Genomic DNA, 21,235 nt, shown 5'->3' with positions numbered 1-21,235 from the left:
AATAACATTTTGGGCAGAGTTTAGCATGAAATCTGTAGACAGGAAGAGCATTGATGTATGAACAGCGCCACTGTTACCTGATGGGCAGTACAAGCTTTCACAAACAGACTGAAAGATTGTACTGCATCTTCAGATGTATCAGACTTGCAGATAGTCAAGGATACCCTCAGCAGCTTTCCTGCCTTCATCGATGGCCGTAACGACCAAATCGGATCCCCGGACAATATCCCCTCCGGCAAAGATTTTTTCGTTCGAGGTCTGATATTTGAACTGGCCGTTATCCGGTGCCTTGATGCGTCCCCATTGATCCAGTTCAACGCCGAAAGGCTCCAGCCATGGCATCGGGTGAGCCTGAAAGCCAAATGCCATAATCACCGCATCGGCCTCAAGTATGTGCTCACTTCCGGGAACGGGTTCAGGTCTGCGACGTCCGGCAGCATCCGGTTCGCCTAAAGCGGTTTTCACGACCTGAATTCCGCTGACTTTGCCCTCTTCATCGACTTCGACGCCCAGAGGCTGCAGGTTAAACATAAATTCAACCCCTTCTTCTCTGGCATTTTTGACTTCTCTGCGTGATCCCGGCATGTTCTCTTCATCACGGCGGTAAGCACAGATGACCCGGCTGGCTCCCTGACGGACTGAAGTCCGGACGCAGTCCATCGCTGTATCCCCGCCCCCAAGAACCACCACTTTTTTCCCGGCCATATCGATGAAAGGCTGCTCCTGTTTTAAGCGCATGACCCGGTAGGTATTGGAAATCAGAAATGGCAGTGCATCATACACGCCGGATGCATCTTCGTTCCTGAGTCCGGCACGCATGGACTGATAAGTCCCGACGCCGAGAAAAACAGCATCATAATCATCAATGAGATTCTGCAGGGAAACATCTTGTCCCACCTCTGTATTCAGCCGGAACTCAACGCCCATGCCCTCAAAGATACGGCGGCGATTGGTCATCACTGACTTTTCCAGCTTGAACGATGGGATCCCAAAAGTCAGAAGCCCGCCGATTTCCGGGTAGCGGTCAAACACAACTGGTTTGACACCATTTCTCGCCAGCACGTCGGCTGCGGCCAGTCCGGCCGGACCTGCACCGATCACCGCGACCTTTTTACCGGTCCATACCACCTGGGACATATCGGGTTTCCAACCCATTTCAAAGGCTTTATCGGTAATATATTTTTCTATGTTACCGATTGTGACTGCACCGAAATCATCATTTAAGGTACAGGAGCCTTCACACAAACGATCCTGCGGACAAACCCGTCCACAGACTTCGGGCAGGCTGTTGGTCTGGTGAGATAGTTCCGCAGCTTCAATAATTCTGCCTTCATTGGCCAGTTTTAACCATTGTGGAATGTAGTTATGAACCGGGCATTTCCATTCACAGTACGGGTTACCGCAGTCCAGACAGCGGTCTGCCTGAGCAGTTGCCTGCTGTTTGGTGAACGGTTCATAAATTTCCACGAACTCGATTTTACGGATGTTCAGCGGCTTTTTCGCCGGATCAACACGATTCACATCAATAAACTGATAGACATTTTGACTCATGATTCTCTGGCTCCTGTTACTGTGCCTGAACACGCAGTTCTGCTGCGCTGCGGCTTTGATGCCCCAGCAATGTTTTCAGATCTGCTGCTTGTGGTTTCACGAGGTAGAACTTCGGAATCCACTCATCAAAGTTTGCCAGAATGGCTTCGGCATGAAGTGAGCCTGTTTCTTCCAGATGTTCTGCAATCAAGCCCCGCAAGTGTTCCTGATGAATATTGAGTTCCTGCAGCGAAATTGCTTCCACTGATTCTTTGTTGACCCGTCCCTGAAAATCCTGATTGTGATCGAGTACATAAGCAAATCCGCCGGTCATCCCGGCGCCAAAGTTGACGCCTGTCGCACCAAGTATGGCGACGATACCCCCCGTCATGTATTCACAGGCGTTATCTCCTGCGCCTTCAATCACGGCAATTGTCCCTGAGTTTCTGACTGCAAAGCGTTCTCCGGCTTTGCCTGAGGCAAATAGTTTCCCGCCGGTTGCGCCATAAAGACAGGTATTCCCGATAATGGTCGCTTCATGGCATTTGAATGCCGTGCCAACATGCGGCTTAATCACAATTTTTCCGCCTGCCATCCCTTTACCGACATAGTCATTGGCATCTCCGGTCAGATACAGTTCAACGCCGCCGGCATTCCAGACACCGAAGGATTGGCCCGCGGTGCCTTCAAAATGAATTTTGACCGGGGACGCTGCCATGCCCTGATTTCCATAGCGTTTTGCGATTTCACCAGATAGCCGGGCACCGACAGAGCGATCCGTATTGATAATATCGTAATACAAATTCACGGTTTGCTGCGTGTTCACCGCTTCGCTGGCATCCTGAATGATCGTCTGGTTAAGTTGCCCCTGATCAAATGGTGTATTGGGCTCGCTACAGAACATCGGGTGTCCTTCAGCCGAGATGGGTTGTGCCAGAATATCGGATAAATCCAGCTTGGTTTGCTTTGCAGTGAAGCCATCCACGACTTCCAGCAGATCGGTTCGGCCAATTAAGTCTGTGAGTTTTTCAACGCCTAATTCAGCCAGATAGCCACGGACTTCCTGTGCCAGTCCGGTAAAGTAGTTGACGACCATATCCGGCAGGCCTTTGAAGTAATTGCGGCGTAGTGTTTCATCCTGAGTCGCGACACCCGTTGCACAGTTATTTAAGTGACAGATGCGCAGGAACTTACATCCCATTGCAACCATCGGCGCAGTACCAAATCCAAAGCTTTCTGCCCCCAGGATCGCGCCTTTAATGACATCTAAGCCTGTTTTCAGACCGCCATCCACCTGCAGGCGGATTTTATGTCTTAATCCGTTAGCAACCAGTGCTTGCTGTGTTTCCGCCAGTCCCAGCTCCCAAGGACAACCCGCATATTTTACTGATGTCAGTGGGCTGGCTGCGGTTCCGCCGTCATAGCCTGAAATCGTAATGAGGTCCGCATACGCTTTGGCCACGCCGGTTGCGATAGTGCCAACACCGGGTTCAGAAACCAGCTTCACGGAGACCAGCGCATCCGGATTGACCTGCTTCAAATCAAAAATCAGCTGCGCCAGATCTTCAATCGAATAAATATCGTGATGTGGTGGTGGTGAAATCAGGGTAACGCCCTGCACTGAGTGACGAAGGCGTGCTATCTCTGCGGTGACTTTGTGACCGGGGAGCTGTCCGCCTTCACCGGGTTTGGCTCCCTGAGCGACTTTAATTTGCAGCACATCTGCATTGACAAGGTAATGGGGTGTTACACCAAAGCGGCCGGAGGCGACCTGTTTAATCTTTGAGTTACGTTCAGTCCCAAAACGGCGGGGATCTTCTCCGCCTTCACCGGAGTTAGAATATCCCCCCAGGCGGTTCATTGCTGTTGCCAGTGCCTCATGCGCCTCAGGGCTGAGTGCCCCGATAGACATTGCGGCGGAATCAAAACGTTTAAACAGATCTTGTTCAGATTCAGTTTTAGCCAGCGGTAAGGGAGAAGCGGCTTTTTTCAGTCTCATCAGGTCTCGTAATGTTGCGACCGGTCTTTGATTGACCTGTTGTGCAAACTGCTGATAATCCTGCGCTGTGCCTGATTTGACCGCAGTTTGCAGGGTGCTGACGACATCCGGGTTGTACGTATGATATTCCCCGCCATGAACAAATTTGAGTAAACCACCATGATCAACTGCTTTTCGTTTGGTCCAGGCTTTACGTGATAAGTTCAGCAGATCTTGCTGAAAATCGGTGAAGTCTGCGCCCTGAATCCGGGTTGTCACACCTCTGAAGCACAGATCAACCAGATTTTGATGCAGACCGACGGCTTCAAATAACTGGGAGCACCGATAAGACGCGACAGTGGAAATCCCCATCTTCGACATGATTTTATACAAACCTTTGTTGATGCCGTTTTGATAGTTCTGCATCACTTCGCGATAGTTTTTGTCCAGTACGCCATCATCGATCAGTTTCCCCAGTGATTCATAAGCCAGATACGGATAAACTGCGGTTGCGCCAAAGCCAAGTAAAACGGCAAACTGGTGCGGGTCTCTGGCGGCAGCGGTTTCGATGATGATATTTGCATCGCATCTCAGCTGAGCTTCGACCAGCCGGGTTTGTATTGCACCAACAACCATTGCTGCCGGGATAGGCACTTTTTCCGGCGTAATTTCCCGGTCCGAAAGGACAATCAAAACAGTCCCTTCGCGAACGACTTGTTCAGCAATATCACACAGATCGAGAATCGCCTGTTTAAGGTCTTTCTCATCCGGGTCATAATTGATATCGAGAATCGTATTCTTATAGTGCTGATCGCCAAGGCATAACAACTGCTTTAAATCGGAGTACAGCAGGACCGGTGAATTGAAGCTGACCCGGTGGGCGTGCCCATCTGTTTCACAGAATACATTCATCTCCTGACCAATACTGGTGGCCAGCGACATGACGTGTTTTTCTCTCAGCGGGTCGATCGGCGGGTTCGTCACCTGAGCGAATTTCTGGCGGAAATAGTCAGTAATGAGTCGTTCTCTTGATGATAAGACCGCCATTGGTGTGTCGTCGCCCATGGAGCCAACGGCTTCCTGTCCCATGTCGCCCAGTACCCGCAAGACCTGATCGATTTCTTCGTTGCTCATCGCAAACTGTTTTTGATAGGTCCGAAGCTGATGATCATCGAAATCACGTTGTCCGATCTCGCTATCACCCAGCTCTGAAAAGGGGGTTAACCGGTAAACATTATGTTTCATCCATTCCTGATAGGGATGGCGGCTCTTCAGATCATTATCTATTTCTTCTGACTGCCACAGTTTTCCGGTTTGTGTGTCTATAACCAGTAATTCTCCCGGACCGACACGTCCTTTGACTGCAACTTCATCGGGGGCATAATCCCAGATGCCCACTTCGGAAGCCAGAGTTATCAGATTATCCTTGGTGATGACATAACGGGCTGGTCTGAGGCCATTCCGGTCCAGGTTACAGGCCGCATGACGTCCGTCACAAAGCACAATACCGGCCGGGCCGTCCCATGGTTCCATATGTTTTGAGTTAAAATCATAGAAGGCACGAAGTTCTTCATCCATATCCGGGTGATTTTGCCATGCAGGCGGCACCAGCATTCTCATGGCACGGAACAGATCCATCCCACCGGCAAGGAATAAATCGAGCATATTATCGAGACTGGAAGAGTCCGAACCTGTTTCATTCACAAACGGCGCAGCCGATTGCAAATCCGGTAGCAGTGGTGAAGCAAATTTATAGGCGCGGGCTCTTGCCCACTGTCGGTTACCGGCAATCGTGTTGATTTCACCATTATGGGCCAGATAGCGAAATGGTTGTGCCAGTGGCCAGCGGGGTTGTGTATTGGTTGAAAAGCGCTGGTGGAACAAGCAGATGGCTGACTCCATGCGGAGATCTGCCAGATCCAGATAAAATCTTGGCAGGTCAGCCGGCATACACAATCCTTTATAGACCAGCACCTGAGTGGAAAAAGAACAGATATAGAAATCCCGATCATCAGTTATTCGCTTCTCAATGCGCCGCCGGGCAATATACAAGCGTCTTTCTATATCCTGTTCCTGCCAGCCTGCCGGTGCGGAAATAAATACCTGCTGGATATCCGGCAGTGAATCGCGGGCAATCGGGCCAAGAACATCCGGATTAGTCGGTACATCCCGCCACCCGGCAATTGTGAGGGTTTCCCTTGAGAGTTCCTGATGAATAATATCACGGGCTGACTGGGCTTTGACCGGGTCACGGTTTAAAAACAGCATGCCGACAGCATATTGCTTTCCGAGTTTCCATTGTTGCTCGGTTGCTATAAGACGTAGATAAGAATCAGGTTTTTGCAGCAGCAGGCCACAACCATCACCTGTTTTTCCGTCGGCTGCAATCCCGCCACGGTGAGTCATGCGATCAAGGGCTGAGATCGCCGTCCGGACCAGTTTATGGCTTGCCTGACCTTCCATGTGAGCGATCAGACCAAAACCACAGTTATCTCTTTCAAGATTCGGGTCATATAGAGCCATTGCAAGTCTCCTTTTGCGTGCTGTCTTCAAGACAGAAAATGACTGACTATTATGTATGTTATTTTATTGTCGCATTTAGTTAGTAAAGCAATTCATTCTCATTTGTTAGTTTAATGCGAACCTTAAAAATTAGCTTTAACAGGGGGAAAGATCAAGAAATTTCCTTTCTGTGATGCATAATAATTCATTCATGTGAATAATAAGTCATTTTTCTTAGTGGAAATGCTGCTGCAGCTGTGAACTTGTGTGTGAAGAATATGGCAGGAAAAGCTTCTCCCTGCATCTCTTGATACAAGGAGAAGTATAGTTGATTATGCGGATAACATCAGTGAGTCAGCCTTGGATTCAAGGTTAGTCTGGCCCATCAGATAGTTATCGATTGCGCGGGAACATTCACGACCTTCGTTGATGCAACGAACAACCAGCGACTGACCGGTCCGCATATCACCGGCAGCAAAAATGCCTTTCTGATTGGTTTGGAAATCAGAGGTAGCGACATTGCCTCTTTCATCCAGTTTGATGTCTAACTGCGCTAAAACGCTGTCTGGTTCCGGATGCAGAAAGCCCATTGCAAGGAAAGCCATATCGCAGGGAAGAATCCGTTCACTTCCGGCAACTTCTTCGAAAGCCGGACGTTCTCCCGGTGCAGCATCTTGCCAGACGATATCTGCCACTTTTAATCCGGTGACTTCACCCTGATCATTGCCAATAAACGCTTTGGTGAGAATATTCCAGTGACGTTCACAGCCTTCTTCGTGAGAAGTGGACGTGCGAAGAATCATCGGATACTGCGGCCATGGCATGTTTGCCGGACGTTTCTCTGGCGGTACCGGCATGATTTCAACCTGAGTGATACTGGCTGCGCCATGTCGGTTTGAGGTTCCCACACAGTCTGAACCGGTATCACCACCACCAATCACAACGACATGTTTCCCTTTCGCATGAATTTCTTCACCTTTCAGGTCCATGCCGTTAGCCCGGCGGTTATTTTGAGCAAGGAACTGCATCGCAAAATAAACACCTTTCAGCTCGCGGCCGGGAACCGTCAAATCGCGTGGTACCGTGGAACCACCGGTCAGCAGAACCACATCATATTCCTGCCGAAGCTGGCGGGCGTTGATATTGACGCCGACATGCGCATTGACGACAAACTTAATCCCGGCTTCCTTCATCAGATCGATTTTACGATCAATGACATCCATACCGAGTTTAAAATCCGGAATGCCAAAGCGCAGCAGGCCGCCAACTTTCTCATCCCGTTCATAAACTGTCACCGTATGGCCTGCACTGTTTAACTGTTCAGCAGCAGCCAGTCCGGAAGGACCGGAGCCCACAATAGCAACGGTTTTTCCGGTACGGCTTCCCGGCGTTTTGGGTTGGGCATAACCTTCTTTGTATGCGGTTTCCACAATCGTTTTTTCGATATTACAGATTGTGATGGGATCCTGATTGATCCCAAGCACACAGGCGCTTTCACACGGCGCGGGGCAAACCCGGCCGGTAAATTCAGGAAAGTTATTCGTTGAACTCAAAATATGCCAGGCTTCCTGCCAGCTTTCCCGGTAAACAGCGTCATTGAACTCGGGAATGATATTACCGATAGGGCAGCCGTTATGGCAGAACGGTACACCACAGTCCATACAGCGAGACGCCTGTTCATTAATTTTTTCTCCGAAGGCTTCATTCAGGACAAACTCTTTGTTGTGCTGAATCCGCTCTGCCGGATCTGCTTTTGGTGGTAGTTCTCGACCGAACTCTAAAAATCCAGTTGGCTTTCCCATTACACTGCCTCCGCTTGAACTTGCTCTGTTCCCTGTTCTGCTTTTTGTTTCTGAAGTACGGCTTTATAGTCTCTTGGCATAACTTTCATCAGTGATTGTAAACTCACTTCAAAGTTATCCAGGAACGACTGCGCGACTTCACTTCCGGTAAACTGGACATGCTTGGTTAACATGTTCCGGATCAAAGCTTCATCTTCCTTATCGATTGGATCCAGATCGACCAGCTCCTGGTTCAGCTTATTCTCGAAATCACCCTGATTATCCCAGACATAAGCCACGCCACCACTCATACCGGCAGCAAAGTTACGTCCTGTCGGGCCAAGAATAATCGCCACACCGCCGGTCATGTATTCACAACCGTGATCACCGGTCCCTTCGACAACCACTGTCGCACCTGAGTTACGCACACAGAAACGTTCACCAGCTTTACCGCGGATAAATGATTCACCGGACGTTGCACCATAGAAACAGACGTTACCCACAACGATGTTATCTTCAGGAATAATCGATGATTGTTTGTTTGGATAAAGAATCAGTGTTCCGCCTGACAATCCTTTACCCCAGTAGTCATTCGCATCCCCTTCAACTTCAAACTGGACACCTTTAGTGGTAAATGCCCCGAAAGACTGACCCGCAGAACCGTTAAATTTAACTTTCATGGTTTGTGGCAGTCCATCAGCTTTATAGACTTTTGAAATTTCATTCGAGAGCATCGAACCAACACTACGATCTGTGTTGAGAATCGGGAATTCAGCCTGAACCGCTTCACCACGCTCAAGTGCTGGTGCAGCTGCTTCAAGCAGACGTCGATCCAGCACCTCTTCCAACGCATGGTTTTGGGTCGTCTGACAGTAGATACCATCTTCTTTACGCGGAGATTCCATATGCAGGACCGGAGACAGATCCAAATGCTTGTATTTCCAGTGCTGTATATCGTCGCGGACTTTTAATTTATTTGCCTGGCCGACCATCTCATCAATGGTCCGGAATCCCAGCTCAGCCATAATCTCGCGTAAGCCTTCGGCCATATAGCGGAAGAAGGTCACCACATCTTCTACCCGGCCGTCAAAGCGTTCCCGCAGTGTTTTGTTTTGCGTGGCAATTCCGACAGGGCAGGTGTTTTTATGGCACTTACGCATCATGATACAGCCTTCGACAACCAGTGCGGCTGTCGCAACGCCCCATTCTTCCGCACCCAGTAAGGTCGCAATCGCAAGATCTCTTGGCGTTTTCATCTGACCGTCGGCTTGCACGACGATCCGGTTACGCAAACCATTTTTCAACAGTGTCTGATGTGTTTCAGCCAGACCCAGTTCCCATGGCAGCCCTGTATGACGGATAGAGGAAATCGGAGATGCTCCTGTTCCGCCATCATAGCCAGCAATCAGAACGACATCGGCTTTTGCCTTGGCAACACCGGATGCAATTGTTCCGACACCGGCTTCTGATACCAGTTTGACGTTAACACGGCCAGCACGGTTGGCATTTTTCAGATCGTAAATCAATTGCGCCAGATCTTCGATTGAATAAATATCATGGTGTGGTGGCGGTGAAATCAACCCGACTCCCGGCGTGGAGTGACGTGTTGCCCCGATCCAGTCATCGACTTTATCACCGGGAAGTTGCCCGCCTTCGCCAGGTTTTGCTCCCTGAGCCATTTTGATTTGCAGCTCATCGGCATTGGTCAGGTAGTAAGATGTCACCCCAAATCGCCCGGAGGCAACCTGCTTGATCGCTGAGCGCTCCCAGTCTCCATTGGCTTTTCGTTCGAAACGGGCCGGATCTTCACCACCTTCTCCAGAGTTGGAGCGGGCGCCCAGCCGGTTCATCGCAACGGCCAGCGTAGAGTGGGCTTCATAAGAGATCGAACCAAACGACATTGCGCCGGTCGCAAAACGTTTGACGATATTCTCTATTGGCTCAACTTCATCCAGCGAGATGGAGCCGGCCGGATTTTTCAAAAACTCAAGCTGGCTGCGTAAGGTAACGGCTTTATCACCCTGTGCATCAACGGCTTCAGTGTAGGCTTTGAACTTCGTATAGTCTTTATTCCGGGTAGACTGTTGCAGCAGGCTGATGGTTTCCGGGTTAAACAGGTGTTGCTCTCCCCGTTGTTTCCATTGATAGACACCACCTACATCCAGCATTTGCAGCGGGATTTCACGTTGCGGGAATCCAATCCGGTGACGGACGAGAACTTCTTTCGCGATATCATCCAGCGTCAGTCCCTGAATACGGGTGACTGTACCGGTAAAGTATTTATCGACAACGGCTTTACTGATACCTAATGCTTCAAAGATCTGCGCGCCATGATATGACTGAAGCGTGGAAATTCCCATTTTCGAGAAGATTTTCAGCAGACCGCCGTTGACCCCTTTCCGGTATTGATCAAATAGCGTTGCAATCGATGCATCGGGATCCAGTTTTCCTTTGTTTTGCAGATCAACAATGGTTTCTGTGACCAGATATGGGTTAACCGCGTTGGCACCATAGCCAACCAGTGTTGCGAAGTGATGTGTTTCACGTGCATCACCTGTTTCGACGATGATGCCACATTTCGCTCTCAATCCTCTGCGGATTAAATGGTGGTGCACAGCACCTACGGCCAGCATTGCCGGAATCGCCGCATGGTTTGAATTGACGGCCCGGTCAGTCAGCAGAATGATTGAGTAGCCATCAATAACAGCATCTTCTGCATACTGGCAGATCCGTTTGAGTGCACGTTCCAGCTTGCCGGAATCTTCACTTGCCTGGAAGACAATATCCAGAGTCTTGGCCTGTAAATGTTCATTGTCAATCGCACGAAGTTTTTCCAGCTCAGCATTAGAAACGAGCGGCGATTCAAGTTCGACCTTCAGGCAGTGTTCCGGTGATTCTGACAGCAGGTTCTGGTCCTGACCAATATAGGTATTCAGTGACATCACCATCCGCTCACGAATCGGGTCGATAGGCGGGTTCGTGACCTGAGCAAATAGCTGTTTGAAATAGTTAGATAAATGCTGTGACTGGTGAGACAATACGGCCAGTGGCCAGTCAGCACCCATAGAACCCAGCGGTTCATAACCGGTTTGCGCCAGCGGCTGAATAATCTGATTGATTTCTTCAATCGTGACACCAAATGCCTGCTGTTTATGGAGTAATCTTTCCGGTTTTGGCTGATTATGGCCTGTATCTGCATCCGGCAGAGATTTGAGACTGAGCAGGTTCTCTTTCAGCCATTGTTCATATGGCTGGGCATTGGCGATATTCTCTTTCACTTCTTCATCAGAAATGATTCGCCCTTCTTCCAGATCTGCGACGAAAATCCGTCCCGGCTGTAAGCGTCCGCGATATTCGATATTGTCCGATGCAATATCAACCACACCAGACTCTGACGCCATAATCAGGAAATCATCTTTTGTCACCGTGTAGCGGGACGGGCGCAGGCCATTACGGTCCAGCGTCGCACCGACGATCACACCATCGGTAAAGCAGACGGAAGCCGGACCATCCCAAGGTTCCATCACATTCGCGTGATAACGGTAAAACGCCCGGCGTTTCGGATCCATTTGCTGGTTTTCCTGCCAGGCTTCAGGAATCATCATCATCAGTGCGTGTGGTAAAGAGCGTCCGGACAGAACCAGCAGTTCCAGCACCATGTCGAAATTTGATGAGTCAGAGCTATCTTCCTGACAGACTGGCAGCAGCATGTCAATTTCGGCTTTGGTAAACAGTTTGGACTCGATGATTGCTTCGCGGGCTTTCATCCAGTTCAGGTTACCCCGGACCGTATTGATTTCGCCGTTATGTGCGATATAACGGAAAGGTTGCGCCAGACGCCATTTGGGAAATGTATTGGTTGAAAAGCGGGAATGGACCAGTGCCAGAGCGGTGACCATCGTTGGATTTTGTAAATCCAGGAAGTACTGTGGCACCTGTTCGGTTGTCAGCTGACCTTTATAAACAAGGGTTTTGTATGACAGTGAATTGATATAAAAATCATCACCGATGTTTGACACACTTTCCAGACAGACCCGGACAGTATAGTTACGTAATACATAGAGCTTACGTTCTAAAGCTTCCGGGGTGGTTCCCGGACCACCGGTAATAAATACATGTTCAAACTGAGGTTCGGTACTGAGTGGATCAGCACCCAACATACTATTATCGACAGGAAGAACCCGGTAACCCAGAATTTCTAAATCCAGACGACGTGCATTTCTTTCCAGAATGTCCCGGCATTGAGCGCGTTGATGTTCATCCTTCGGAAATAAAACGACACCGACACCGTACTGTTCAAATGACGGCAGGCGAATTCCCAGTTTTACGGTTTCTTCAAGTAAAAATTCGTGCGGTTTTTGCAACAGAATACCAGCACCATCACCACTACACGGGTCACATCCCTGTCCACCCCGGTGTTCCATGCGGGCAAGCATGTCCAGGGCCTGGGTGACGACCTGGTGCGATTTTCGGTTTTTGAGATGAGCGACAAAGCCGATACCACAGGCATCGTGCTCAAGCTCTGGCGTGTATAACCCTTGTGAGTTTAACATTGATACATCCTTCCGGTTCAATCAAGACGCGCGTGCAAATATGAGCTGGTTAAGTTCATTACCACTCCAGTCAATTACAACGACAACGCGCGACAGGTCCTTTATCCATTCTTATAGTTAAAACCAAGACGATTCTGATGGTTTTAATTTATTCCGTTTCTCATAGGAAATAGCGTAAGAAAAACAATCTTTAGTGATAAGCGGTTTATTTTTTAAAGTAACTTGGTACTTTGTTTTGGAGGGATTTGCATATCACCGAATTTTCATCTAAATCCAATTGGATAAACCCCAAAAAATAGAGACGAAATTGTAACTATCCTACACATTTGTTATATAAAATTCCAATAAAAAACTATCGTCTGATTTATCGATTGTTTGGTTTTTATGGTTTTTATTAAGGATTAATTTAACAGAAGCACGTTTTTTTCGTTTCTTGATATGGAATAAGACATTAAAAATAAAGCCGAATTAAAATCCCCGAATACCGTAACAGAGCGGTAACATATGAACACAAACACTCCTTAATTTTGACAGAGTGTAATTTATTTTCACTCAGTGAGGCTTTTTTGAAACAGTTACACGAACTTGTGAACACGATAGGTCAGGATTTGAAGCACCGGTATGGTGAGCGGGTCCACAAGTTAACTTTACATGGCGGATTTAGTTGCCCGAACCGGGATGGGACGATTGGCAGAGGCGGGTGCACATTCTGTAATGTGGCTTCTTTTGCCGATGAAACAGCCAGGCAAACCAGCATCAGCGAACAGCTTCAGGAGCGGGCAAAAGAAGTAGACCGGGCCCGTAAGTATCTTGCTTATTTTCAGGCATACACCAGTACTTATGCAGAGTTACAGCGATTGAAATCTATGTATGAAGAAGCATTAATTTCATCGGATATTGTTGGCTTGTGTGTGGGAACGAGACCTGACTGTGTTTCGGATGATGTGCTTGCGTTATTGTCAGGTTATCAGCAGCAGGGCTTTGAAGTCTGGCTGGAACTTGGGTTGCAAACCGCAAATGAAAAAACACTCAAACTCATCAACCGCGGGCATGGGTATGATGTGTATCATGAGATCACGCAAAAAGCACGGGCTTTGAATCTGAAAGTGTGTACACATCTGATTGTTGGTTTGCCTGGTGAAGTCCGGCAAGACAATCTTGATACGCTGGAGCGGGTTCTGGAGACCGGGACTGACGGGATTAAGCTACACAGTTTACATATTGTGGAAGGGAGTGTGATGGCCAAAGCGTGGCGGGCTGGTCGTTTAGAGGCACCAACCTTGTCTCATTACGTAGATACTGCCAGCCGGATGATTCGTCTGACACCGCCTGAGGTTGTTTTTCACAGGATTGCTTCCGCTGCACGGCGTCCGACACTGTTGGCGCCGCTTTGGTGTGAAAACCGTTGGGTTGCGATGACTGATATTGAAAAAAAACTGAATGAAGAAGGCGCTCAGGGGAGTTTAATTCATCGTCCTTTTATTGGCCGGAAAAAACAGGTTTGTTGTGTGGGTTGAGTTGTTACAAGCAGGATGAGCCCTGCCATCAGTGTTGATAAGAACAATCATTTATATGACGAGTATGGTATAAATTAACCGGCATTCTTTGAATTGATGGAACAATGAGGTCGTCTGGAGCATTTTGATGAAACCACTGAAAAATCTGGCGCAATACTATGTTGATCTTTTGGTCAAACTGGGAATTCTCCGCTTTTCTATTCTTCTTGCGTTAGCACTGGTTGCGCTTGCTGTTGTGGTTCAGGTTGCGATCACGCTGGTGCTGAATGGCTTTGTCGATGATCTTGATATCATCCGCTCAGTCTTTTTTGGTTTGATTATTACGCCCTGGGCTGTCTATTTCCTGTCTGTTGTTGTCGATCAGCTGGAGGAGTCGAGGCAACGTCTCTCCAAGCTGGTTGCCAAACTAAAGGATATGCGTTCAAGAGATCAGGAGCTGAACTACCAGCTACAACAAAATATTGCCAAGCTGAACCAGGAAATTGAAGAACGAATCAAAGCGGAAGAAGCCAGAGAAGAAGCGATGGTCGATTTGGAAAATGAGGTTTACCAACGTGAAAAAACACAGCTTGAACTGGCAGAAAGAACCGCTCTGCTTCGTTCTTTTATCGATGCATCTCCTGACTTAATTTACTACCGGAACGCCGATGGTATTTTTTCCGGCTGTAACCGCGCGATGGAAGAACTGACAGGAAAAGTCGAACAGGAGTTGGTGGGGTTAACGCCGTGGGAAGTTTACAGCAAAGAAGTCGCCCGGCAAATTGTGCATACCGATGAACAGGTATTTTCACAGAACCGTGCCATTACTTATGAACAGTGGCTTGAGTATCCGGATGGCCGGAAGAGTTATTTTGAACTGAGGAAAGTGCCGTTTTACAGCAAGGAAGGCCGCCATTTGGGATTAGTTGGTTTTGGCCGTGATATTACGGAGCGGAAGCATCACGAAGAATCACTTGAAAAAGCCAGCCGGGATAAAACCACCTTTATTTCCACCATCAGTCATGAACTCCGGACGCCGTTAAACGGTATCGTCGGGCTGAGCCGTATGTTGTTGGATTCTCCAATGAATCCGGAACAAAGAAAGTACCTGCAGACCATCAATGTCAGTGCTGTGACTCTGGGGAATATTTTTAACGATATAATCGATATGGATAAGTTCGATCAGCGAAAACTTGCACTATTTCCTGAACCACTGAACTTTGAAGAATTTATTGTTGAGATTGAAAGTTTGTCTGCCCTGATGGCAGAACAAAAGGGGCTTCGGTTTGATCTGGAAAGGCTGACTCAGCTACAGTTTGTTGTCAACGTGGATGGAACCCGCCTGCGACAGGTACTGTGGAATTTAATCAGTAATGCGATTAAGTTTACGAAAGAGGGCGGTGTTGTCATGACCATAGAGGCTGAAATTGAAGCCTCTATGGCCTCGATTGTGATTGAAGTGGAAGATACCGGTATTGGTATTCCTGAAGCCGAACTTGAGAATATTTTTGCGATGTATTACCAGGTTAAATCGGAAAAAAATAATCTGCATGCCATGGGGACAGGCATTGGACTGGCAGTTTCCCGCCAGCTGATGAATTTAATGAATGGCGATATATCTGTGATTAGTGAAGAAGGATATGGCAGTACTTTCCGGGTTACGTTACAGGCACCTTTAGCTGAAGATGCCTTGCAGAATACGGCATTGCCTCAGATGCAGAAACCACTGAGCATATTTATGGTGGAAGATATTCAACTGAACGTTACCGTTGCCCGTTCTTTGCTTGAAAGTCTGGGGCATACTTTAACTGTTGCGATGACAGGGGAAGAAGCAAAAAACCTGTTCAGGCCGGAGACATATGATCTGGTTTTTCTTGATATTCAACTGCCGGATATGACGGGTTTTGATGTTGCAAAGTATTTCAGGGAAACCTATGCAGAACTTCCGCCTTTGATTGCATTGACGGCCAATGTGCAGAAGAGTAAACAGACTTATTACTCCGGAGGTATGGATGAGGTCATCAGTGAGCCCTTATCTGTGATGGCTGTTCAGAATGTCATTGCCCGTTTTTCTGATGAAAATGAGAATGCTCTCCGGGAGCAGAAACCTATCATTCAGGTTGAAGACGACCGGCAGATGAAGTATGCGCGGTTGTTGGATTTAGATATGCTGACTTCTTATGTTGATATTGTTGGTGAGCAGCCTGTGATTGACAGTATTGAAATGTTTGCTCAAATGATGCCTGAGTATCTCGAAATTCTTGATTCGAATATGGTGGCAAAAGATCAGGCTGGGATCACTTCTGAAGCGCATAAAATAAAAGGCGCTGCAGGTGCCATCGGGTTACGCCGGATCCAGTCTGTTGCACAAATGGCTCAGTCACCGGATGAACCAGCATGGTGGGAGAATATTGGTGACTGGGTTGATGAAATCAAAACAGAGTATCAACATGATTTGGAAGTCTTGAGACAATGGTTGTCTGAGCGCTAGAGCGTGTTTATCTTTCATCGCCGCTCCTGCCGGAGGCTGTTTTTGACTCTGGCAAGGCGGCAAATTTAGATAATAGCAGTCTGGATTTAACATTTTTGCAATAAAAAAGCTCTGTTTTCATACAGAGCTTTTTACATCATTTGAAGCTGATAATTTTCAGACTTTTGTCATCAACCATCTGTTATCAATCATCCAGCGTGCCGCAGAAACGGTAGCCTTCACCATGAATTGTAGCAATAATTTCGGGTGTTCCGGCAACGGATTCAAAATGCTTGCGGATACGGCGTATTGTGACGTCGACAGTCCGATCATGCGGTTTCAGCTCTCGCCCGGTCATTTTCTTGAGTAGTTCTGCCCGGGTCTGGATTTTTCCGGGGTTCTCGCAAAAATGAAGCAGGGCTCTGAACTCTGAACGGGGAAGTTTATAACTATCGCCATCAGGATTGATGAGTGAGCGACTGTTAATATCCAGTTCCCATCCATTAAAGTTATACTTATCAACTGTTCATTTTTCTTCCTGAACAGTATTTGGTGTCATTGAGCGACTGAGTAAATTTCTGGCCCTGATGGTCAGCTCACGAGGATTAAATGGCTTGGTGATATAATCATCCGCACCAATTTCTAATCCCAGTATTTTATCGACTTCATTGTCTCTGCCGGTGAGAAACATCAGCGCCACATCAGCTTGTTCTCTGAGTTCACGGGCAAGTAATAAGCCATTTTTTCCTGGCAGGTTGATATCCATAATGACCAGATTCACCGATTTGTCCGATAGAATCTGATTCATCTCTTCACCGTCACTGGCTTCAAATACTGCGTATCCCTCTGCTTCAAAAATACTCTTAAGCGTGTTACGTGTAACTTGCTCGTCTTCAACGATAAGAATCTGCGGGGTTTGCATTGGCGGTACCTAAATTGTGAAAAACTATTCTGTAAAATGAACTTATATTCATTATATATAACATAGTAATAATGCTAAATATATGTTGTTAATAAGTTAAAGTATTCTTCGGAATACGATATAAACTGTGCCGCCATCCATGGATGAGTACTGCAAGGGATCCGATCTTGCCGACTTCTATGATCTATTTGTTGCGTTGGATTTTATAATGTTAACAGCATGCTAACAATGGGATATTTTCAATACAACACACTTTGTTGATTTATATCAAGAGGATGAAACTTCTGATTTATGTCTGAAACAAAGAGATAAATGGTGATGAAACAGATGATTGACGAGACTTTATGGGCTGCTTACGCTTCCAGCTGTTTTGATTTTAAATCTCCAATATTTGCCCGAAACTTTTCTATCATTACCGCATGGAATCCGGAAAGTCAACAATTGCCAGAATCAGAAAATTGTGCAAATAATAAACGCTTGCTCGAAAAGATTTGTCAGTATGAATGGGCTTGTGTCCGGGTTGGGGATATTCAGTTTAAATGGATTGAAGAAAGCTTCGCTGTTGCTGCTGATCTGGAGACGTCGTTGCAGATTGCCCGGGAATTTGGGCAAAACGCGATTTATTATGTGAGACAGGGACAACTATTTTTATACGCCTGTGTTGATGTCAGAGTTGACCATTTGGGGCTCCTGTCCGAAAAAATTTATAAAAAGCTTGAATGAGAATCATGGAGGAATGATGCAAGACATAACACCTGATATTTGTGATAAATACGAGTCACAAGTGACCTTGCTTGATTTGCCTTTACAAAATTTTGGTCAGAAATGTGCATTTTGGGGAGAAGTTGTGACGGTCCGGTGCTATCACGATAACTCAAAAGTCGCAGAAGTGCTTAGTCAGAACGGTCAGGGCAAAGTTCTCGTGGTGGATGGACATGGTTCCTGCCAGCGCGCATTGTTAGGTGACCAGTTGGCACTCAAAGCTTATCAGAATAACTGGGAAGGTATTATCGTTTATGGTGCTGTCCGGGATGTAGTGACATTGTCCGGGATTGAGATCGGAATTAAGGCCTTGGGCGTCTGTCCTTTCAAGACAGAAAAACGAGGCGTCGGACAGTTGAATGTTTCATTGTCCCTGACCAGCCAAATCATTCAGCCCGGAGATTATATTTATGCTGACTGGAATGGTATCTTGCTCTCAGAGCAGGCTTTAGTGCTAAATTGATATTTATTCTATTGATTTAGTTATATAAATACCCTCGTTAACTCTGTGTTTGGGTGATGTTTTCTGGCGGTGAAAGATAAAATTTATCACTTTTTCATTGACAGTTTCCCATTAAATGGGGTAAACGTAGGTTAATTAGTGCTTGTAATCGAATTGAGAATGACAGTGACTTGCTTAGTAGTAATGACGACCACCATTATTATTACCGACATTACAGATGTTGGGGCAGGCTGCTGAGTTAAATAATTTCAAAAAAGGCCTGTATCCCACAAGATACAGGCCTTTTTTTATATGTTTTAAATATCGGAGGAATGGATGCGTGTATTAAAGTTTGGTGGTTCGTCATTAGCAGATGCTGATCGGTTTTTACGGGCTGCACAAATAATCGCTAATAATGCTCAGCAAGAATCAGTTTCTGTTGTCTTATCAGCGCCGGGAAAAACAACAAATAAATTAGTTTCGGTCATTGAGTTTGCACTGAAGCAGGGAGAAGCTGAACTGCAGATTGCAGATCTGGAATCATCTTTTTCTTCTTTATTTCAGGACATTCAGTCTGAGCTGCCTGATATTGACGGGACAGAATTTCAAAAGACAGTAGAACATTCTCTGGGTATGCTGAGAAAATTTGTGCATGGTATCAGCTTGCTTGGAACGTGTCCTGACCATGTAAATGCCCGCGTTATCAGTAAAGGCGAACGCATCTCGATTCAGTTGATGAAGGCTGTACTTGAAGCCAAAGGGCATGCTGTGAATCTGATTGATCCCATTCAGTATTTAAGTGCCAAAGGTGATTACCTGGAGTCGATGGTTGATGTTGATGCTTCAACCAATAATTTTAAAACGAAACCATTACCTGAGAACCATGTGCATATCATGCCCGGATTTACTGCCGGAAATGAAAAAGGAGAGCTGGTTTGCCTGGGACGAAATGGTTCTGATTACTCTGCTGCAGTTCTTGCGGCTTGTTTGCGGGCTGAGTGCTGTGAAATCTGGACTGATGTCGATGGTGTCTATAATTGTGACCCGAGACTGGTGAAAGATGCCAGATTACTGAAGTCTCTCAGTTATCAGGAGGCGATGGAGTTATCTTATTTTGGCGCTTCTGTTCTCCATCCCAAAACCATTGCTCCTATCGCCCGCTTCCAGATTCCATGCCTGATCAAAAACAGCTTTAACCCTCAGGGTGCAGGTACTCTGATTGGACAGGATACCGGTGAAGACAGATTGTCTATCAAAGGGATTACGACCCTCAATAATCTGACGATGGTGAACGTATCCGGACCTGGTATGAAGGGAATGGTTGGTATGGCCAGCCGTGTTTTTGGTGCCATGTCTGCTGCCGGTGTATCGATTGTCCTGATCACTCAATCTTCTTCTGAATATTCAATCAGTTTTTGTATTGAAGCGGAAGATAAACTGAAAGCGAAGCAGGTTTTATCTGAATCTTTTGAACTTGAACTGAAAGACGGCATTCTGGAGCCTGTCGAATTTATCGATGACGTTGCCATTATTACCTTAGTCGGTGATGGGATGAGAACTGCCAGTGGTATTGCTTCTCAGTTCTTCACTTCTCTGGCTGAAGTTCACGTCAATATCATTGCGATTGCGCAGGGATCTTCTGAGCGGGCAATTTCTGCTGTTATACCGGAAGACAAGATTTCTGAAGCAATTAAAGCGTGTCATGAAAATCTGTTTAACTCGAAGCATTATCTCGATGTGTTTGTATTGGGTGTCGGCGGCGTCGGCGGTGAATTCATCGATCAGATTCATCGCCAACAGGATAAACTGGCCGCGAAAGGCATTGAGATTCGGGTATGTGGTCTGGCAAACAGTAAAGGTTTATTACTTGATGCGGAAGGACTGGAGCTGGAAAACTGGCGAGATCGCCTGAACGGTGTCACTGATAAATTCAGTCTGGCCCGTCTGATTGCTCTGGTTCAGCGCAACCATATCATTAATCCGGTTCTTGTTGACTGTACGTCAAGCGATGACATCGCCGGACAATATGCTGACTTTCTCGCTTCCGGTTTCCATGTTGTGACACCGAATAAGAAAGCCAATACGGCCAGTATGGCTTATTATCAGCAGCTTCGTGACGTTGCCAGAACATCAAGACGAAAGCTGATGTATGAAACAACAGTTGGCGCGGGATTACCTGTGATTGAAAACCTGCAGAATCTGGTTGCAGCAGGTGATGAACTGGAAAAATTCAGTGGCATTTTGTCTGGCTCTCTTTCTTTTATTTTCGGTAAACTTGATGAAGGCTTAAGCTTTAGTCAGGCCACTCAGATTGCAAAAGAAAAAGGATTTACTGAACCAGATCCAAGAGACGATCTCTCAGGAATGGATGTTGCGCGAAAGTTGTTAATCCTGGCCCGGGAAACCGGTATGAAACTAGAGCTGGATGATGTGAATGTGGAGTTGGCATTACCGCCGGGTTTTGATGCTTCAGGAAGTATTGATGATTTTATGGTCCGTCTGCCCCAGGCCGATGAATACTTTCATTCTCTGATTGAAGAAGCCCGTTCAACCGGGAAAGTGTTACGCTATGTCGGGGAGATTGCCGATGGTCAGTGCCGGGTTTCGATTGCAGCAGTCGGTGAAGATGACCCAATGTTTAAAATTAAAGATGGTGAAAATGCGCTGGCATTCCATAGCCGTTATTATCAGCCTATTCCATTGGTTCTGCGGGGCTATGGTGCGGGCACAGAAGTCACTGCGGCAGGTGTTTTTGCTGATTTAATGCGTACGTTAGGCTGGAAGCTGGGAGTTTAATTC

The 21,235-nt window shown here is 47.0% G+C and carries 9 protein-coding genes, 1 pseudogene and 1 other annotated feature; of the genes and pseudogenes, 5 read left to right on the top strand and 5 right to left on the bottom strand.

The genetic code is table 11. From position 1 onward, the window contains the following. Positions 1-138: 138 nt before the first annotated feature. From OCV29_RS14555 to gltB (OCV29_RS14540), 4 genes are all read right to left on the bottom strand, one after another. On the bottom strand, positions 139-1,551 hold the full coding sequence (locus tag OCV29_RS14555) for an FAD-dependent oxidoreductase (protein WP_073602581.1): 1,413 nt from the start codon (positions 1,549-1,551) through the stop codon (positions 139-141). Between the two features lie 16 nt (positions 1,552-1,567). Next, complete coding sequence (gene gltB, locus OCV29_RS14550; protein WP_073602580.1) at positions 1,568-6,031, bottom strand: glutamate synthase large subunit; 4,464 nt, start codon at positions 6,029-6,031, stop codon at positions 1,568-1,570. Positions 6,032-6,342: 311 nt separating this feature from the next. Further along, positions 6,343-7,812 (bottom strand): glutamate synthase subunit beta, encoded by a 1,470-nt coding sequence (locus OCV29_RS14545; protein WP_073602579.1) that lies wholly within the window; start codon positions 7,810-7,812, stop codon positions 6,343-6,345. Beyond that, positions 7,812-12,344 carry a glutamate synthase large subunit gene (gene gltB, locus OCV29_RS14540; RefSeq protein WP_073602578.1) on the bottom strand — a complete coding sequence of 1,511 codons (4,533 nt, stop codon included), beginning with the start codon at positions 12,342-12,344 and terminating at the stop codon, positions 7,812-7,814. The genes OCV29_RS14545 and gltB (OCV29_RS14540) overlap by 1 nt, the downstream gene beginning before the upstream one ends. A 566-nt stretch (positions 12,345-12,910) precedes the next feature. Between gltB (OCV29_RS14540) and OCV29_RS14535 the strand changes: the two genes are divergently transcribed. Beyond that, a complete protein-coding gene (locus OCV29_RS14535) occupies positions 12,911-13,861 on the top strand; it encodes a TIGR01212 family radical SAM protein (RefSeq protein WP_073602695.1) in 951 nt (316 codons plus the stop codon). A gap of 127 nt (positions 13,862-13,988) precedes the next feature. Then, positions 13,989-16,331: an aerobic respiration two-component sensor histidine kinase ArcB gene (gene arcB, locus OCV29_RS14530; protein ID WP_073602577.1), complete on the top strand. Its 2,343-nt coding sequence runs from the start codon at positions 13,989-13,991 to the stop codon at positions 16,329-16,331. 184 nt (positions 16,332-16,515) lie between these two features. Here the strand turns inward: arcB and arcA are convergent. Then, a pseudogene (arcA, locus tag OCV29_RS14525) lies at positions 16,516-17,232 on the bottom strand (two-component system response regulator ArcA). A 318-nt stretch (positions 17,233-17,550) separates the two neighbouring features. Here arcA and OCV29_RS14520 point away from each other — a divergent pair. From OCV29_RS14520 to thrA, 3 genes are all read left to right on the top strand, one after another. Continuing rightward, positions 17,551-17,955, top strand: a complete 405-nt coding sequence (locus OCV29_RS14520; protein WP_245796772.1) for a DUF3293 domain-containing protein — start codon at positions 17,551-17,553, stop codon at positions 17,953-17,955. Between the two features lie 16 nt (positions 17,956-17,971). Then, a complete protein-coding gene (locus tag OCV29_RS14515) occupies positions 17,972-18,457 on the top strand; it encodes a putative 4-hydroxy-4-methyl-2-oxoglutarate aldolase (RefSeq protein WP_073602575.1) in 486 nt (161 codons plus the stop codon). A 168-nt stretch (positions 18,458-18,625) separates the two neighbouring features. After that, positions 18,626-18,747: a sequence feature (Thr leader region), on the top strand. A 25-nt stretch (positions 18,748-18,772) separates the two neighbouring features. Continuing rightward, positions 18,773-21,232 (top strand): bifunctional aspartate kinase/homoserine dehydrogenase I, encoded by a 2,460-nt coding sequence (gene thrA / locus OCV29_RS14510; RefSeq protein ID WP_073602574.1) that lies wholly within the window; start codon positions 18,773-18,775, stop codon positions 21,230-21,232. Positions 21,233-21,235: the final 3 nt, after the last annotated feature.

The organism is Vibrio aerogenes (assembly GCF_024346755.1).
Classification (GTDB): Bacteria; Pseudomonadota; Gammaproteobacteria; order Enterobacterales; family Vibrionaceae; genus Vibrio; species Vibrio aerogenes.
The sequence above is the reverse complement of the archived record's forward strand: the minus strand, read 5'-3'. Positions and strand labels throughout refer to the sequence as shown.

Coding starts and splice junctions, on each gene's coding strand:
- gltB (WP_073602578.1), bottom strand. CDS start 12,344: ATGTTAAACTCACAAGGGTTATACACGCCAGAGCTTGAGCACGATGCC.
- gltB (WP_073602580.1), bottom strand. CDS start 6,031: ATGGCTCTATATGACCCGAATCTTGAAAGAGATAACTGTGGTTTTGGT.
- OCV29_RS14515 (WP_073602575.1), top strand. CDS start 17,972: ATGCAAGACATAACACCTGATATTTGTGATAAATACGAGTCACAAGTG.
- thrA (WP_073602574.1), top strand. CDS start 18,773: ATGCGTGTATTAAAGTTTGGTGGTTCGTCATTAGCAGATGCTGATCGG.
- OCV29_RS14555 (WP_073602581.1), bottom strand. CDS start 1,551: ATGAGTCAAAATGTCTATCAGTTTATTGATGTGAATCGTGTTGATCCG.
- OCV29_RS14545 (WP_073602579.1), bottom strand. CDS start 7,812: ATGGGAAAGCCAACTGGATTTTTAGAGTTCGGTCGAGAACTACCACCA.
- OCV29_RS14520 (WP_245796772.1), top strand. CDS start 17,551: ATGAAACAGATGATTGACGAGACTTTATGGGCTGCTTACGCTTCCAGC.
- arcB (WP_073602577.1), top strand. CDS start 13,989: ATGAAACCACTGAAAAATCTGGCGCAATACTATGTTGATCTTTTGGTC.